Origin of the sequence: Brevundimonas sp. UBA7506, from assembly GCF_002479495.1 — a bacterium.
Lineage (GTDB): Bacteria > Pseudomonadota > Alphaproteobacteria > Caulobacterales > Caulobacteraceae > Brevundimonas.
This window is the reverse complement of sequence record NZ_DLNQ01000011.1, coordinates 130,650-145,903: the sequence shown is the minus strand read 5'-3', so window position 1 is coordinate 145,903 and position 15,254 is coordinate 130,650. Positions and strand designations below refer to the sequence as shown.

15 protein-coding genes are annotated in these 15,254 nt (G+C 62.8%); 6 read left to right on the top strand and 9 right to left on the bottom strand.

What is annotated here, in order from left to right; translation table 11 throughout:
• Nucleotides 1-123: 123 nt before the first annotated feature.
• Both ppdK and B3K53_RS11505 read left to right on the top strand, forming a co-directional pair.
• On the top strand, nt 124-2,814 hold the full coding sequence (gene ppdK, locus B3K53_RS11510) for a pyruvate, phosphate dikinase (RefSeq protein WP_292084453.1): 2,691 nt from the start codon (nt 124-126) through the stop codon (nt 2,812-2,814).
• A 231-nt stretch (nt 2,815-3,045) separates the two neighbouring features.
• Nucleotides 3,046-3,573, top strand: a complete 528-nt coding sequence (locus tag B3K53_RS11505) for a porin family protein (RefSeq protein ID WP_292084451.1) — start codon at nt 3,046-3,048, stop codon at nt 3,571-3,573.
• Between the two features lie 85 nt (nt 3,574-3,658).
• Here the strand turns inward: B3K53_RS11505 and B3K53_RS11500 are convergent, their stop codons facing one another.
• The 7 genes from B3K53_RS11500 to B3K53_RS11470 all read right to left on the bottom strand — a co-directional run bounded on the left by B3K53_RS11500 (nt 3,659) and on the right by B3K53_RS11470 (nt 10,552).
• Complete coding sequence (locus tag B3K53_RS11500; protein WP_292084450.1) at nt 3,659-3,925, bottom strand: hypothetical protein; 267 nt, start codon at nt 3,923-3,925, stop codon at nt 3,659-3,661.
• A gap of 100 nt (nt 3,926-4,025) precedes the next feature.
• Entirely contained in the window at nt 4,026-5,171 is a 1,146-nt protein-coding gene (locus B3K53_RS11495) for a beta-ketoacyl-ACP synthase III (RefSeq protein ID WP_292084448.1), read from the bottom strand.
• Nucleotides 5,172-5,320: 149 nt separating this feature from the next.
• Nucleotides 5,321-7,384 carry a capsular polysaccharide biosynthesis protein gene (locus B3K53_RS11490; protein WP_292084446.1) on the bottom strand — a complete coding sequence of 688 codons (2,064 nt, stop codon included), beginning with the start codon at nt 7,382-7,384 and terminating at the stop codon, nt 5,321-5,323.
• 219 nt (nt 7,385-7,603) lie between these two features.
• Nucleotides 7,604-8,422, bottom strand: coding sequence for an HpcH/HpaI aldolase/citrate lyase family protein (locus B3K53_RS11485; RefSeq protein WP_292084445.1), 819 nt, complete (start codon nt 8,420-8,422; stop codon nt 7,604-7,606).
• Nucleotides 8,422-9,099: an SDR family NAD(P)-dependent oxidoreductase gene (locus tag B3K53_RS11480; RefSeq protein ID WP_292084444.1), complete on the bottom strand. Its 678-nt coding sequence runs from the start codon at nt 9,097-9,099 to the stop codon at nt 8,422-8,424. Before B3K53_RS11480 ends, B3K53_RS11485 begins: the two co-directional genes overlap by 1 nt.
• Before the next feature lie 65 nt (nt 9,100-9,164).
• Complete coding sequence (locus B3K53_RS11475) at nt 9,165-10,061, bottom strand: ROK family protein (RefSeq protein ID WP_292084514.1); 897 nt, start codon at nt 10,059-10,061, stop codon at nt 9,165-9,167.
• Nucleotides 10,058-10,552, bottom strand: a complete 495-nt coding sequence (locus B3K53_RS11470; protein ID WP_292084443.1) for a GAF domain-containing protein — start codon at nt 10,550-10,552, stop codon at nt 10,058-10,060. Before B3K53_RS11470 ends, B3K53_RS11475 begins: the two co-directional genes overlap by 4 nt.
• Before the next feature lie 173 nt (nt 10,553-10,725).
• On the opposite strand from B3K53_RS11470, the gene B3K53_RS11465 reads away from it, so the two are divergent.
• Both B3K53_RS11465 and B3K53_RS16220 read left to right on the top strand, forming a co-directional pair.
• Nucleotides 10,726-10,905 carry a hypothetical protein gene (locus B3K53_RS11465; protein WP_292084441.1) on the top strand — a complete coding sequence of 60 codons (180 nt, stop codon included), beginning with the start codon at nt 10,726-10,728 and terminating at the stop codon, nt 10,903-10,905.
• 264 nt (nt 10,906-11,169) lie between these two features.
• A complete protein-coding gene (locus B3K53_RS16220) occupies nt 11,170-11,451 on the top strand; it encodes an excalibur calcium-binding domain-containing protein (protein WP_414632906.1) in 282 nt (93 codons plus the stop codon).
• 33 nt (nt 11,452-11,484) lie between these two features.
• Here B3K53_RS16220 and B3K53_RS11460 read toward each other — a convergent pair whose 3' ends face one another.
• Nucleotides 11,485-12,228, bottom strand: coding sequence for a hypothetical protein (locus tag B3K53_RS11460; protein ID WP_292084440.1), 744 nt, complete (start codon nt 12,226-12,228; stop codon nt 11,485-11,487).
• A gap of 193 nt (nt 12,229-12,421) precedes the next feature.
• Between B3K53_RS11460 and B3K53_RS11455 the strand changes: the two genes are divergently transcribed.
• Nucleotides 12,422-12,970: a recombinase family protein gene (locus B3K53_RS11455; RefSeq protein WP_292084439.1), complete on the top strand. Its 549-nt coding sequence runs from the start codon at nt 12,422-12,424 to the stop codon at nt 12,968-12,970.
• Nucleotides 12,971-13,030: 60 nt separating this feature from the next.
• Here B3K53_RS11455 and B3K53_RS11450 read toward each other — a convergent pair whose 3' ends face one another.
• The gene (locus B3K53_RS11450; protein WP_292084438.1) at nt 13,031-13,558 is read right to left on the bottom strand and encodes a hypothetical protein; all 528 of its coding nucleotides are present in this window, start codon (nt 13,556-13,558) and stop codon (nt 13,031-13,033) included.
• Between the two features lie 1,387 nt (nt 13,559-14,945).
• Between B3K53_RS11450 and B3K53_RS11445 the strand changes: the two genes are divergently transcribed.
• Entirely contained in the window at nt 14,946-15,254 is a 309-nt protein-coding gene (locus B3K53_RS11445; RefSeq protein WP_292084437.1) for a hypothetical protein, read from the top strand.

Genomic DNA, 15,254 nt, shown 5'->3' with positions numbered 1-15,254 from the left:
GATACATCCTCTCACGGATTGTTACGCGCCCGGCCTCGCCTTCGCAGGTGCAGCGCGCTAGTGAAGTCCCCCGTAAGCGGGACTCAACAGATCCCGCGACGACCACGGCTCAGGGACTGCAAGATGACCAAGTGGGTGTACGGCTTCGGCGGGGGATCCGCTGACGGCGATGCGTCGATGAAGAACCTTCTCGGCGGCAAGGGCGCGAACCTCGCGGAAATGTCGTCGCTGGGCCTTCCGGTGCCGCCCGGCTTTACGATCACGACGGAAGCCTGCGTCCACTATTATTCCAACGGTCAGTCCTATCCCGCTGAGCTGGCTGATCAGGTCGCCGCCGGTCTGAAGACCGTCGAGGGCATCGTCGGCAAGACCTTCGGCGACGCCGCCAACCCCCTGCTGGTCTCGGTGCGCTCGGGCGCGCGGGCCTCGATGCCGGGCATGATGGACACGGTGTTGAACCTGGGCCTGAACGACCAGACGGTCGAGGGTCTGGCCAAACTGTCCGGCGACCGCCGCTTCGCTTTCGACAGCTATCGTCGTTTCATCACCATGTATTCCAATGTGGTCCTGGGCATCGGCCACGATCAGTTTGAAGAGGTTCTGGACGACCACAAGGATCGTCTGGGCGTCTCGGTCGACACCGAGCTGACCGCCGAGAACTGGGAAAAGGTCGTTGCCGACTACAAGGTCCTGGTCGAGCGCGAGCTGGGCCAGCCCTTCCCGCAGGACCCGCATGACCAGCTGTGGGGCGCCGTCTCGGCCGTCTTCGCCAGCTGGATGAACGACCGCGCGAAATTCTATCGCCGCATGCACGACATCCCCGAAAGCTGGGGTACCGCCGTCAACATCCAGTCCATGGTGTTCGGCAACATGGGCGAGACCAGCGCCACGGGCGTGGCCTTCACCCGCAACCCCTCGACCGGCGAAGCGCGCCTGTACGGCGAGTTCCTGATCAACGCCCAGGGCGAGGATGTGGTCGCGGGCATCCGCACGCCGCAGTCCCTGACCAAGGCCGGCCGCGAGGAGATGGGCGAGACCGCTCCCTCGATGGAAGAGGCCATGCCCGAGGTCTTCGGCCAGTTCGTCGAGGTCGTGAACCGGCTGGAAAGCCACTATCGCGACATGCAGGACATCGAGTTCACGGTCGAGCAGGGCCGTCTGTGGATGCTGCAGACCCGCAACGGCAAGCGCACGGCCAAGTCGGCGCTGAAGATCGCCGTTGACCTGGCCTCGGAAGGCGTGATCTCGCAGGAAGAGGCCGTGTCGCGGGTCGAGCCCGCCGCTCTGGACCAGCTGTTGCACCCGACCCTGGACCCCAACGCCGCCCGCACCGTCGTCGCGGCGGGCCTGCCGGCCTCGCCCGGCGCGGCCACCGGCAAGATCGTCTTCGACGCCGACGAGGCCGAGCGCCTGTCGCAGGTCGGGGATGCGGTCATCCTGGTGCGCGAGGAAACTTCGCCCGAAGACATCCACGGCATGCACGCGGCGCGCGGCATCGTCACGGCGCGCGGCGGCATGACCAGCCACGCCGCCGTGGTGGCGCGCGGCATGGGCCGTCCTTGCGTCTCCGGCGCCGGTGAAATCTCGATCAACGAGAAGGCCGGGACCTTCACCGCGCGCGGCCGCACCTTCAAGGCGGGCGAGGTCATCACCATCGACGGCGGCAAGGGCGAGGTGCTGGACGGCGCCGTGCCCATGATCGAGCCTGAACTGACGGGCGACTTCCAGACCCTGATGGCCTGGGCCGACGGCGTGCGCCGCCTGAAGGTCCGCGCCAACGCCGAGACCCCGCTGGACGCCAAGACCGCGCGCGGCTTCGGCGCCGAGGGCATCGGCCTGTCGCGCACCGAGCACATGTTCTTCGACGAGGCCCGCATCGCCGCCGTGCGCGAGATGATCCTGGCCGACGACGAGCAGGGCCGCCGCGTCGCCCTGGCCAAGATCGCGCCCTTCCAGAAGGCCGACTTCGCCGAGCTGTTCACCATCATGAGCGGCTTGCCGGTGACGGTGCGCCTGCTGGACCCGCCGCTGCACGAGTTCATCCCGCACACCGACGCCGACATCGACGCCCTGGCCGCCGGTTCGGGTCTGGACGCCGCCAAGCTGAAGCGTCGCGCGCGTGAACTGCACGAGACCAACCCCATGCTGGGCCATCGCGGCTGCCGCCTGGGCGTCGCCTATCCCGAGATCTACGAGATGCAGGTCCGCGCCATCCTGGAGGCGGCGCTGGAGGTCAAGAAGGCGTCGGGCGTCGCCCCGATCCCCGAGATCATGCACCCGCTGGTCGCCCTGGGCCTGGAGATGAAGTTCCTGCGTGAACTGACCGACCGCACCGCCAGGGCCGTGTTCGCCGATGCGGGCGACAGCGTCGAATATCTGGTCGGCACCATGATCGAATTGCCGCGCGCCGCCCTGCGCGCCGCCGATCTGGCCGAGCACGCCGAGTTCTTCAGCTTCGGCACCAACGACCTGACCCAGACGACCTTCGGCATCAGCCGCGACGATTCCGGCCACTTCCTGCAGGCCTATCTGGACAAGGGCATCTTCGAGACCGATCCCTTCGTGCGTCTGGATCAGGACGGCGTGGGCGACCTGATCCGCATCGCCGCCGAGCGCGGTCGCGGCGCCCGGCCGGGCATCAAGATGGGCATTTGCGGCGAACACGGCGGCGATCCGTCCTCCATCGCCTTCTGCGAGAGCGTGGGCCTCGACTACGTGTCGTGCTCGCCCTACCGCGTGCCGATCGCCCGTCTGGCGGCGGCCCAGGCCGCGCTGGCGGCCCGTTCCGGCGAGGAGCGCGAAAAGGACCGCTAGAGCCTGCTTCAGGCTTGAGCGTGCAAAGGCGGCCCCTCGGGGCCGCCTTTTTCGTGCCGGAATAAGGTCGTGATCGGCGTAACGATGTGTGTGTCAAGCTGCACACGGGTGGGGCTGTGTATTCGATCTCATATGGAACGGCTGTGCGGGATGACCATTTAACTACTCGCTGGATGGGGCCGGTGACCGCAGAAGTCACCGCATCTAGTTCTACTAGGAGTTATAGAAACAATGCGTAACATTCTTCTCGCTGCCGCCGCCATTTCTTCTATCGCCGCTCCGGCTTTCGCTCAGTCGGGCCCGGACGCCCGTGGATACGGCTCGCTGGGCTACACGCATGTTGAAGGGGATAACGCCACGACCGGCGCCGTGACCGGCCGCCTGGGCGTCAACCTGAACCGCTATCTGGCCGTCGAGACCGAGGCTTCGGTCGGCGTCAAGGACGACGACTTCGCCGTAGCCGGCGTCGACGGCTCGATCAAGCACGAATGGGACGCCGCCGGCTACGTGGTCGGCAAGTACCCGGTCAGCGACAAGCTCGAGCTGTTCGCGCGCGGCGGTTACGGCCACACCGAGCTGAAACAGGAGTTCCCGGGCGCTAACACCGACGTGGGCGGCGACAGCTGGAACTACGGCGTGGGCGCCAACTACTACCTGGACGGCAAGAACGGCGTCCGCGCCGACTGGACCCGTCGCGACTTCCGCGACAACGGCGGGGAGGCCGACGCCTATTCGGTCAGCTACGTCCGTCGCTTCTAGGTCTGTCTGACGTCCAGTCTGGCGCTGGATACGACGAAGGCCCGCTCCGGAAGGAGCGGGCCTTTTCGTTCGTCTGAGAAGGTGTTTAGGCCAGGCCCGGGGCGAGGGCCCAGCGCAGCGAGTTCTCGCCGAAGGGCTTGATGAAGAAGTCGCGGTAGCGTTCGAAGACCTCGATGATCTTCGTCTTCAGGTCCTGGGTCACCGACTCGCCGCGCTGACGTTTCAGCGCCGCCACGCAGTTGACCACGATGTCCTGATGAGCCGATCCGCCCATATGTTTCAGCACCGTGGCCACGTCATGGGCCAACGGATCGCTGAGCTTTTCTGCCCACGGTGAAACGGTCTGAGTCATTCGGGCGCCATCCCCCCTCGCTCTCAACACCTGTTACGGTTTGCAAAATTTTCCGAACAGTGCAAGCGCCGCCGGAAATAATGATTCCCGTTATCTGGCCTCAGGGGCGCTTTTGCACAAAAACCGTGCCCGCCGAGTAACCCGCGCCGAAGCTGCAGATCAGGCCGGTCTCGCCCGGAGCGAAGCCGTCGTGCTTCAGGTGGAAGGCGATGATCGATCCGGCCGACGAGGTGTTGGCGTAGTCGTCCAGTATGATGACGTTCTCTTCGGGCTCGGGTTCGCGGCCCAGCACCTTCTTGCCGATCAGGGTGTTCATGTTGATGTTGGCCTGGTGCAGCCACATCCGCTTCAGGCCGTGCGGGTCCAGGTTCAACTCAGCCGCGTGGTCCAGGATCATCTCCGAGACCATGGGCACCACCTCCTTGAAGACCTTGCGGCCCTGCTGGACGAACATCTTGTCGCTGAGGCCGTCGGACGACACCGGCTCGTTCGCCCCCGTCGGCAGGGCGGCGCGGTTCAGGAAGCCGAAATTGTTGCGGATGTTGTTCGAGAAGCTGGTTTTCAGCTTGGTCCCGACAATATCCCAGCCGCCCGGTCCGGCCTGATCCTCGGCTTCGATGATGACGGCGGTGGCCACGTCGCCGAAGATGAAGTGGCTGTCGCGATCCTTGAAGTTCAGGTGGGCCGAGCAGATCTCCGGGTTGACCATCAGCACGGCCTTGACCGAGCCTGAGGCCACGAAGTCCGCCGCCGTTTTGATGCCGAAGGTGGCCGAGCTGCACGCTACGTTCATGTCGAAGGCGAAGCCCTCGATCCCCAGGGCCTGCTGCACCTCGATGGCCATGGCGGGGTAGGGGCGCTGCATGTTGGACGCGGCGCAGATGACGGCGCCGATCTCGCTGACCGGCTTGCCCCAGGCCTTGATGGCGTCCTCAGCCGCCTTCACGGCCATCTCGGCCAGGATCGACAGCTCGTCGTCGCCGCGCGCGGGCAGGTGGGGCAGCATCCGCTCGGGGTCGATGATGCCCGACTTGTCCATGACGAAGCGCGATTTGATGCCCGAAGCCTTCTCGATGAAGGCCTCCGACGACGGCGTCTTCATCTCCAGTTCGCCGGCGGCGATGGCCTCGGCGTTCTCGGCGTTCCAGCCTTCCGCCCAGGCGTTGTAGGCGGCGACCAGTTCTTCGTTCGAGATCGACTGCTCCGGCGTGAACAGGCCGGTGGCGGAGATGACGGCTTTTTGCACAGTGTAGTTCCCTAACGCTCGGCGCGCGGCGCCTCGCTGCATGAAGGAACATGGAGTCCCCGGCGCTCGACAAGTCTTATGTCGGCGCCTCGCGGCGAAGTTCGGGCGCCTCGCGGGCCGGACTCAGTCCGTTGCGATGACGAACTTTCTCAATAGGCCGGTGGAAGGCTCCGGTCGAGACTGGCTTTTACGCCCCGCATCCAGCGATTGATCCGGCCGCGCGGCGGGGCGGGCAGGGGATGGTCGCGCGCCGCGATCAGGGCCTCGACCAGGTCCTCGGCCTCGCACGGCCAGCCCTCGGGCGTGACATAGACCGGATAGCCGATCAGGGCGGCGTGGATGACGCTTTGCAGCGAGGCGCGGCGGGTGCGGCGCTCGAAGGTCAGTCGGTCGTCGGTCAGGCCCCAGCCCGCATAGAAGGGGCGGCCATAGACGCTGACCGGCTTGCCCCGCATCAGGGCCTCGAACCCCGTCAGCGAGGTCAGGGTCGCCAGCCGGTCGCAGGCGTTCAGACAGTCCACGATGTCCAGATCGTCGGCCGAGGCGTCGACCTCCTCCATCGCCGCATGGTCCAGCAGGCCGGGCCGGTTGCCCGCCGTCACGTCGGGGTGATTGCGATAGATGAGGAAGGCCTCGGGATGATCCGCCCTCGCCGCCTTCACCAGAGCCGAGTTGGTGCGCAGATCGGGGCCGCATCCCATCATGATCGAGCGGTCGTTCTCGACCTGACCCACGACAAGCAGGATGGGCCTGTCCCTGGGCCAGTGTGCTGGAACGCCCGCCCCCTTCAGATTGTATTTCGACAGGCCCGCCTCGACCACGCGGGCGCGCAAGCGTTCGACCCGCGCCGCCTGATCCGGGGACGGCTCGCCCGCCTCGATCAGGCTTTCCAGACGGCTGGGCCGGGTCGGGTCGTAATAGACGCCCTGATCATCCAGAGCGACCGACAGGGCGCCGAAGAAGTCGGACCCCAGCCCGCGCGAGCGGATGAAGCCGTCCTCCATACGCACGACCGGCCCCTCGAAGGCGTCGGCGGCGGCGCGGATCTGCGGCGTTTCCTTGCCGGCCCACCAGATCAGCTTGCCGCCCGTCGTCAGCGCATGGGCGACGGCGGCTGAGGAGCGCCAGAAATAGCGGACGCGGCCCTTGGGCGAGTTCAGCAGGCGACGCACCGGCGGCCGCTTGGCCGGGGCGAAGCCGACGGCGGCCCAATCCCCCGCCAGCCGGTCGGCCCGGTCGCGCAGGGCGATCAGACGCTCCAGCGCCGCCTCGGCCTCACATCGCCGGCCGGTGATCGGATCGACATAGCGGGTGTAGGCGATCAGCGCCGCCGCCGCGACCTGCTCCAGATCCCGCGCCTCGCCGCGCCGCCCGGTCTGCACCGCGTCCGTCGTCAGGCCCCAGCCCGAATAGAAGGGCGCGCCGAAGCAGCGCACCGGCAGACCGCGCAACAGGGCCTCGAACCCCAGGGCCGAGGTCACGACATAGACCGCGTCCACCGCCGCCAGCAGGTCGGCGGGCCGCACGTCGGTGTCGATCAGGGTGACGCCGTCCAGTTCGCTGGCCGGGATACAGCCTTGCTTGCGACCCGCCGCCACCGCCGGGTGACGCTTGACGATCAACTGGGCGCCCGGCTCGTCGCGCCGCGCGGTCGCCAGCATGTCCGAGAAGCTCTGCTCGCTGGCCAGCCCATAGCCGATGGAGGCGTCGCCAAAGGTCTGATCCACGATCAGAACCCGGCGGCCGGGTTTCAGCATGCTCGTGTCTAACGCCCCGCCCATATTGGTCTTGGACACGCCCGAGGCCACGATCGTGTCGATCAGGCCGCGCGCGCGTCCGCGCATCGTGTCGTCGCACCAGTCGGGGGCGGTCGCGATCAGCTGCTCCAGCCGACTAGGCCGGGTCGCGTCGTAATAGACGCCGATGTCATCGACGATCAGGCTGAGACTGGTCGCCCCGCTCTCGCCGATGCCGACCGAGCGCAGGAAGCCGTCCTCCAGCGCGACATAGGGTTTGCCCTGCTTCTCCGCCCAGCGCCGCCCCGCCGCCGCCGTCGGCTTCATGCCCCAGCCCAGCACCGCCTCGGTCTGGACGCCCGGCAGGGCCGCCAACTCGTAGTCAGGCAGGAAGGCGGACAGAAACGGCGCCCTCAACACCCCCGGCGCACAGACCCAGGCGCGGGTTTTGGACGAGGGCGGAAGCGGTGCGGTCATGGGGTTTGTCTACGGTTTGCCGTAGCAGGACGCCACCCCCGCTCTTCCTTCTCCCCTTGTGGGAGAAGGTGGCAGGCGGAGCCTGACGGATGAGGGGTGTGAGCGCGCCCCCTATCCGAAAAGTGCTCCAAGCCAAGTCGCCAAATATTCAAACGGCGCCGCCGACACCCCTCATCCGAGCGCCTCCGGCGCCCACCTTCTCCCACAAGGGGAGAAGGGTCAGAGTCCCGCCAGCAATTCCTTAGCAGCATGAAGATGCAGCCGCTCCACCATCTCGCCCTCGACGCGGATGACGCCCAAGCCCTCGGCGTCGGGCGCGGCGAAGGCCGCGACCACGGTCTTCGCCCACTGCACCTCTTCGGCCGACGGCCCGAAGGCTGCGTTGGCGCCGTCGATCTGCGACGGATGGATCAGGCTCTTGCCGTCAAAGCCGTACAGCCTGCCCTGTGCGCACTCGGCCGCGAAACCGGCCTCGTCCTTGATGCGGTTGAACACGCCGTCGATGACGCTCAGGCCATTGGCCCGCGCATGGGCCACGACCGCCGCCAGCCAGGGTTTCAGCGGCTCCCGATCCGTCGAAGGGCCCGTCCTCAACTCCTTGGCCAGATCGTTGACGCCCATCATCAGGCCGCTCAGCGCCCCGCCGGCTTCGGCGATGTCGCGCAGGTCGACCAGGGCGCGCGGCGTCTCGATCATGGCCCACAGATCGACGCCGGGGCGCATCCCGTCCGACAGCGCGCGCACCGTCGCGGCGCTCTCGACCTTGGGCGCGACAATCAGATCGACCGGCGCGTCGCGTAGCGCGGCTAGGTCGTCGGCGCCCCAGGGCGTGTCCAACCCGTTGATCCGCACGCCCAGGCGCGGGCCGAAACCGCCCTCGCGCGCCGCCGTAACCGCCGCCGCGCGCGCCTCAAGCTTCATCTCGGGTGCGACCGCGTCCTCCAGATCCAGCACCGCCACGTCGCAGGGCAGGGTGCGGGCCTTCTCGATCGCCCGCGGATTCGAGGCGGGCAGGTAGAGGACGCTGCGCGCCCGCATCAGACGCGGCCCGTGACCGGCAGCAGGGCGCCGGTGATCGCGCGCGCTTCGGGCGAGGCCAGGAACAGGATGGTCGTCGCCAGATCGGCGGGGGCGACCCATTTCGCCGGATCGGCGTCGGGCATGTCCGCCCGATTGGCCGCCGTGTCGATGATGGAGGGCAGGACGGCGTTGACCGTGACCGAGGTGGATTTCAGCTCCTCGGCCAGGGCTTCGGTCAGGCGATGCACCGCCGACTTCGATGCCGCATAGGCGCCCATGCCGTGCGCCGCCTTCAGCGCGCCGTTGGCCCCGACGTTGACGATCCGGCCCTCTGGCGAAGCCTTCAGATGGGGCAGGGCGGCGCGGCTGGCGTTCAGGGCGGTGGTCAGGTTCAGGGCGAACATCCGGTCCCATTCATCCCCGCCGTCCTGGATCCCCTGCCAGACGAAGCCGCCGGCGATGTTCAACAGGGCGTCCAGCTGGCCGAAATGGGCGGCCACGGCCTCGATCGCCGTCTTCGCCGCCGTCGCGTCGGTCAGATCGACGCCGCCGACCTCCAGCACGCCTTCGGGGACGGCATGGCCGCTGGCGTGGTCGATGACCGCGACCATCAGCCCTTGCGCCAGCGCGACCTCGACCACGGCCTTGCCCAGCACGCCGTGTCCGCCGGTGATCGCCACGACCCGTTGGCTCATTGTCCCGCTCCCTTGAAGTTCAGGCGGCGGACCATAGCGGCGCCCGTGGCGCGATCAATCGGGGATCAGCCGGACCAAAGCCGAGCGGCGCCGCGCACGCCCGAGGAATCGCCCCACTTGGCCGCCAGGATTCGACCGCCCCAATGATCGGAAAAGGCGTGGCGGGCCACGACTTCAGGCAGGCGCTCATACAACTCGCCCACATTCGACATGCCGCCGCCCAGAACGAAGACCTCGGGATCGACCAGGTTGACCACCATGGCCACCATCCGACCCAGGCGGTCGATATAGCGGGCCAGAGCCGCCGCTGCGCCCGCGTCGCCGCTGCGGGCGGCCTCGACGACAGCCTGCGCCTTCCACGCCCTTCCCGTCGTCGCTTCGTGATCGCGCTGGAAGCCCGTGCCCGACACCCAGGTCTCCAGACAGCCGTTCAGCCCGCACCAGCAGGCCGGGCCGGGCGCTTCTTCAGCGGCGGGCCAGGGCAGGGAGATATGGCCGATCTCAGCCGCCACGCCGTGCGCCCCCTCGACCAGCTTGCCGTCGATGACCAGTCCGCCGCCGCAGCCGGTGCCGACAATGACGCCGAAGACGCTGGCCGCGTCGGCGCCTGCACCGTCCACCGCTTCCGACAGGGCCAGACAGTTGGCGTCGTTGGCCAGCCGCACGGGGCGGCCCAGCGTCGCCGCCAGGTCTTGGCCGAAGCGACGGCCGTTCAGATAGACGGAGTTGGCGTTGCGGATCAGGCCGGTGCGCGGCGACGGCGAGCCGGGAATGGCCAGGCCGACAGACCGTGCCGGTCCCGCCTCGGTCTCGACCCGTGTGATCAGGTCGGACACCAGGGCGAGAGCGGCGTCATAGCTTCCCGGATTGGGCTCGCGGATCCGCGCGGCGAAGGCGCCCTCGTCGTTCAGGGCGGCGGCTTCGATCTTGGTGCCGCCGAAATCGACCCCGATCCGCATCAGGCGGAAAACACCCTGGCCATCAGACGCTCCAGCGCCTCGGCGTCCACGGCGTCGAATGCGGCCTTTTCGGTGGCGTCCACGTCCAGCACCGCGATCAGCCCGCCCGAGGCGTCCAGCACCGGCACGACGATCTCGCTGGCCGAACGGCTGTCGCAGGCGATGTGGCCGGGGAAGGCGTGAACGTCCTCGACCACCTGGGTCTGGCGCGTCTTCGCCGCCGCGCCGCAGACGCCGCGCCCGAAGGGAATACGCAGGCAGCCCAGCGTCCCCTGATAGGGACCGACCACCAATTCCTCAGGCTTCGTCTCGTCCACGACGTAGAAGCCGGTCCAGAAGAAGGCGGGGAAGGCGTCCGCCAGCATCGAGGCGACGGTGGCCATTCTCGCCGTCCGGTTCGGCTCGCCGTCCAGCACCGCCAGAATCTCGGCCTCGACCTCCGCATAGCGTTCGGCCTTGTCGGCGGGGCGGTCGTCGCGGGCGACATAGGACATGGCGGCTCTCCTTCTTGAGACCGCCATATAGGCTCCGCCACCGCTCTACAAAGGGGGAGGCGGTGCGCAGTGAAAATTAGAACATAAAGGGAACAATTGACTTGAGGGGAACGTCGACCGCGCGTTAGCTTCAGTCCATGCCTGTCCTGCAGGCTGGTTCAGGGGAATGTAAAATGAGCAGCGCATCGCGGCCCGACGAGAATTTCGCGCGGCAACTGGCGTGGCTGGATCGCGAACTGACCCTGCGGGTCGAGGAGGCGCGATCGGGTGATCCCGGCAACCGGGCTTTGGCCGTGGGTCTGCTGATCGGTCTGGTCGCGGGCATGACGCGCGGCGGGAAGGCGTCGTCGTGATCGCGAGTGCGGCGCCATCGGCGCTAAGCCGCCTGAGGCTGGACGAGATCGATTGGTCGCGCTGTTCTGGCCGGGACCTGCACCGTCTCGCCGAGGGCGCCGCCGAGGCGGCCGCGCGAAAGAAGAAGGTGGTAGGCCCGGAGGGCCGAGGCTTCCCAAGGCATATCAAGACGCAAGCAGGTCAAACGGGTCTATAGCCAGCTTAACGCAATCAAAGGGTTAGGCCGTCATCGTCAACCCGACTTGCGCTGTGGGAGGGGCTGGGTGTCGAGAATTAGACGAAGGCTGAGCGTTGAGGCCCTGCTGGGAGGAGTGCTCTGCATTGGCCTGTTCGGTGCGGTGGTTCTCTGGCCTGACAAGCCGTCTTACGAGCGTCCCTTCTCAACAATCGAAAACGTGAGGCACGTCCTCGCAAAGCCGAACTGTTCAGCAACCCGTCTAGTTCGCCTAGCTCCTGCGAGAAGGGGGGAGCCGGGCTACCATTTGGAACACGATAGGGACCGTGACGGCTGGGCTTGTGAGCCCGTGCCACGCAGGAGAAGATAAAAGAGAGCCTGATTAACTAGGGTTCTCGGTTATCTAGGTGTTCAAAGATTCTATGTGATATTTTACTGCAAGAGCGGCGTCTGTATTAGAAAATATAAACTTTTTAGGGCTTGTGAGGTTGCCCTTTTCCCATATGGAGAGGACGATATCGCCGTCAATTTCTCTCTGTTCCATTGAGATGACTTTTTTGTTTTCCGTGATATTGGTAGCTGGAACAGCGGAAACCGCACCGACGATAGCCCCAACGGGTCCGAGAACTACGGCACCTACAGCTGCTCTTCCAAGGGCGCTTTTTTTCTTAGTTGTGACGACGGGAACGTAAGACTCAACAGGTACGGTTGTTGTTTTCTTTAGCTGAATTACATCTATTTTGATTATGTTTTTGGCGGAGATGCACTTGTGATCAATTACAATGTGTCCTTCTGTTTCTATTTTGTAATCAAGCATTATTATTTCATTTGATTTTTCATCAATGGATATCGCTGCTCCATTACCTCCAGAGCGACACAAGGTAACTGGAAGTCCTCTTAGCAATTCCTTGTAAAATCTATCTCTAGATTCCAATCGAGCTTTTTGAAGTCTGGCCTTCTCTACCTCTTCGGAATCGTCAAATATTCCAATGTCTTGGTTGTATTTTTGAATTATAGGTTCCGGTTTGCTGCGCTCTTCGTTCCAATAGTCTTCCAGAGACTTCTTTGGTGGCTTGTAAGACGCAGCAAGCGCGAGAAAGCTCGCGAAAGCTATCAAAACAACAGTCAGAACAATCCACCAGAACATCGTGCCGCCTCCCGTATGCGCTCTGTGAGATACCCGCGATACGGAAGTTGCGCAACGAGAGCGATCTATCGCCTCAATTGACTATACCCATTTGAGTCATTGGGTTGAGGCAGCTTTAGCGTCCCAATAGGGTTGACCTGAAATTTCGGACACCATAGGTTCGGATGGTCTAGAACCTATTGGGACAGCTGTTATGGCTATTGTCGGTTATGCGCGGGTTAGCTCTACCGGGCAGTCTCTTGAGCTTCAACGTGAGCAGCTTGCCTCAGCTGGATGCGAGAAGGTCTTCGAAGAGAAGCGGAGCGGGGGCAGTCAGGAGGGGCGTGAGCAACTAGCCCTAGCTCTCGACTACCTGCGCGAGGGGGACGTGCTGATCGTCACCCGTCTAGATCGTCTCGCCCGCTCAATGATCGACCTACGGGAGGTGGTGGATCGCCTCACAGAGAAGAAAGTCCAGTTCAAGGTTCTTCAACAGGGCGCGATTGACACCACCACCTCCTCAGGACGCCTGATGCTCAATATGCTCGCCAGCTTCGCAGAGTTCGAACTGGACCTCAGGCGTGAACGCCAGCGGGAAGGTATCGATAAGGCCAAGGCTAAGGGTGTCTACAAGGGCAGAAAGCCATCTGTCCCTACCGATGAAGTTAGAAAGCTACACGCGGAGGGGGTTGGGCCAGCAGAGATAGCTAGACGGCTCCAGATTGGCCGCGCCAGCGTCTACAGGGCCATAACGCCTAGCTGACCCACAGGAAAACCGCCTGCCTTTAAATATCCATCAAACCTCAGTGCATTCATATATGTATTACGTTCGACGGACTTCAGGAAGCGGGTTCTCCACCAAGTACCTATTAACATCAATGGCGAGCTTCTCGATTCTATCCGCAAGTTTTTTGAACACATCTTCCCATTGCTTTAATTGTTCTGCTGGATAGCTATCATCTTTTCTAGCCGCGAAGGGCGTTCCTATTATAGAGATGCCTCCCTCATTACCGTAAGGAGACCAGTGCGCAAGAACGTTTCTATATTTGTATTTTTCTTTTATTTTGTTTTTAATTGAGTTCCATTCCTTAGAAAGAGCTTCATCCATAACTAGGCGTCCAAAAGTTGATCCGACCATGTCAACTCTTGTGTTCACATTAGTTATAGAATTTAGTATATTGCTCGTTATCCACATGTGTTCGTATGACGATCTCATCATGGTTCCGTGAAAGGCGCATATAAGCAGCCTAGAAAACAATCCGGTTAGCTGCGCCTCGACTTGTTGCCATGCACTGATGCCGCGACCAACGGCCTCATAATATTCAGAGTGTGGAAGTTCGCTCGATTCCATTTTTTATCCTCGACTGTAATTTGTGCGTCGTTTGTTGAACTAAAAAATTTGCAAAGACCTGCAATGGGTCGGCTAAGAGTTATAGAATCAAAGCCTAGCACCGAACGTGCCGTTGCCAGTGGGGCGCGCGAGCGGCTGCATGATTCAAATCCAGCAATCACACCCGCCCGGCCTCTTTCTGGGGCGGGGTTAAACGCGCTGCAAAATTTCACCCTCGCGTAAGGACCTTCTCAAGTATCGGCTTGACGAAATGGTCCAATTGACATAGTATAACTTCGTCCAAATTCCGGGATGAACAATGAAAAAAGAGATACAAATGGATAATATTATTGAGCAGAAGAAGAATAGTAAAAGAATGCGTTGATTGGTACTCACCAAATCCAGCAGCGATATCAATCGTATTTAACAGATCGTCATTTTCCCACTCCGCCACAAAGGCGATAGTTAAGAATTTTCAGGCCAATGTGGATGAGCGAAGACTCGGTGGCCGATTTTACCAAAAACCCCCTAACGACCGTCTAGCCATCTTGGCGTCCCCCGAATTATTCGATGCTGGACACCCGCACTATCACGGCCTCATCCGGCTACCCGCCGACGACCTTGAGCGGTGCGGATTTGAGGGCCTAGCAAGCCTCTACAATGAGCAGTTCGCCGCTATCCACGCAGGCGGCTCACTTCTAATCAAGCCTCTCACCGACCCCGAAGGCTGGGTCGCATACTGCTCGAAAGAAACCGACCTCATCAACGGCGACCCGTCAAAGGTGCTGTGGGCCGGAGAATTCTTGCCAAGGTATATCCAAGCCTAAATCTGACGACAGCCCTCGCCGCATGTAGAATCCCGAACCGGATGAGGCTGCCCTCTAGCATCGCAAAGCCTTGCCCCATGCCCCTGCTACGAAAGCGAGGGTAATGGCACCGCTTACCCAGATGCATAGCTAGCCTAACAGTCGAGCCGATGGCCGAGCGTATAACAGGCAGTATCAGATTGAAGGGGTGGTGAACGACACCCTCTGAGCGAGATGGCCCTACACATTGTTGAGAGTGGTTATCAAGAAAGGAAGGTCGGGCTTATTCAGGGAGGTTAGATAATATGCCTGAAACTTCCAGTGCAATCGTTGCAACAATAATCTAGCTATTCATATTCTGGTTGAAGCTAATTATAGGTATAGGATTGCAAATATTGGAGAAAAAATGGTGAAATAGTGTTGCTGAGGGGCGCCGTTTCCCGTATATAGGTTCCTGTCGCGGGGGGGTAACTGCTCCGTCGGCAAGTGATATGGGGAAGTTTTACATATAATTTCTAATATAAGTGACAACATTACTACTACCCATATCGGCCCCTGACATTCCGTCTCGGGCCTTTTTCATGCCCAGAACAGGAGAATGCATGAACCAGACAGCCCGCAAGTCCGCGCAGAAGCGGATCACCAAGTCAGTCACCCTACGCCGCACCACAAGCCGAAAGACTCGTCCTCATGCCCAAGAGAGCCGCAAACAGGAGGCATCCAAAGGGCGCAGCAGGTCTGCTTTCACCCAGCGAGACATCAACCGCGCAGTTAAGGCGCTGGAGAAGCAGGGCAAGACCGTTGGGGCCGTGAGCTTTGACGGCTTTTCACTGCTCCTGACCACCCACGCAGCCGGTCCCGTATCGACAAATGAATGGGATGACGTCCTAATTGGGAGAGAGGGAGCATGA

Bases quoted from the DNA above. Each gene is read 5' to 3' on its own strand.
- ppdK (WP_292084453.1), top strand. From the start codon at position 124: ATGACCAAGTGGGTGTACGGCTTCGGCGGGGGATCCGCTGACGGCGAT.
- B3K53_RS11505 (WP_292084451.1), top strand. From the start codon at position 3,046: ATGCGTAACATTCTTCTCGCTGCCGCCGCCATTTCTTCTATCGCCGCT.
- B3K53_RS11500 (WP_292084450.1), bottom strand. From the start codon at position 3,925: ATGACTCAGACCGTTTCACCGTGGGCAGAAAAGCTCAGCGATCCGTTG.
- B3K53_RS11490 (WP_292084446.1), bottom strand. From the start codon at position 7,384: ATGACCGCACCGCTTCCGCCCTCGTCCAAAACCCGCGCCTGGGTCTGT.
- B3K53_RS11485 (WP_292084445.1), bottom strand. From the start codon at position 8,422: ATGCGGGCGCGCAGCGTCCTCTACCTGCCCGCCTCGAATCCGCGGGCG.
- B3K53_RS11480 (WP_292084444.1), bottom strand. From the start codon at position 9,099: ATGAGCCAACGGGTCGTGGCGATCACCGGCGGACACGGCGTGCTGGGC.
- B3K53_RS11470 (WP_292084443.1), bottom strand. From the start codon at position 10,552: ATGTCCTATGTCGCCCGCGACGACCGCCCCGCCGACAAGGCCGAACGC.
- B3K53_RS11465 (WP_292084441.1), top strand. From the start codon at position 10,726: ATGAGCAGCGCATCGCGGCCCGACGAGAATTTCGCGCGGCAACTGGCG.
- B3K53_RS11460 (WP_292084440.1), bottom strand. From the start codon at position 12,228: ATGTTCTGGTGGATTGTTCTGACTGTTGTTTTGATAGCTTTCGCGAGC.
- B3K53_RS11455 (WP_292084439.1), top strand. From the start codon at position 12,422: ATGGCTATTGTCGGTTATGCGCGGGTTAGCTCTACCGGGCAGTCTCTT.
- B3K53_RS11450 (WP_292084438.1), bottom strand. From the start codon at position 13,558: ATGGAATCGAGCGAACTTCCACACTCTGAATATTATGAGGCCGTTGGT.
- B3K53_RS11445 (WP_292084437.1), top strand. From the start codon at position 14,946: ATGAACCAGACAGCCCGCAAGTCCGCGCAGAAGCGGATCACCAAGTCA.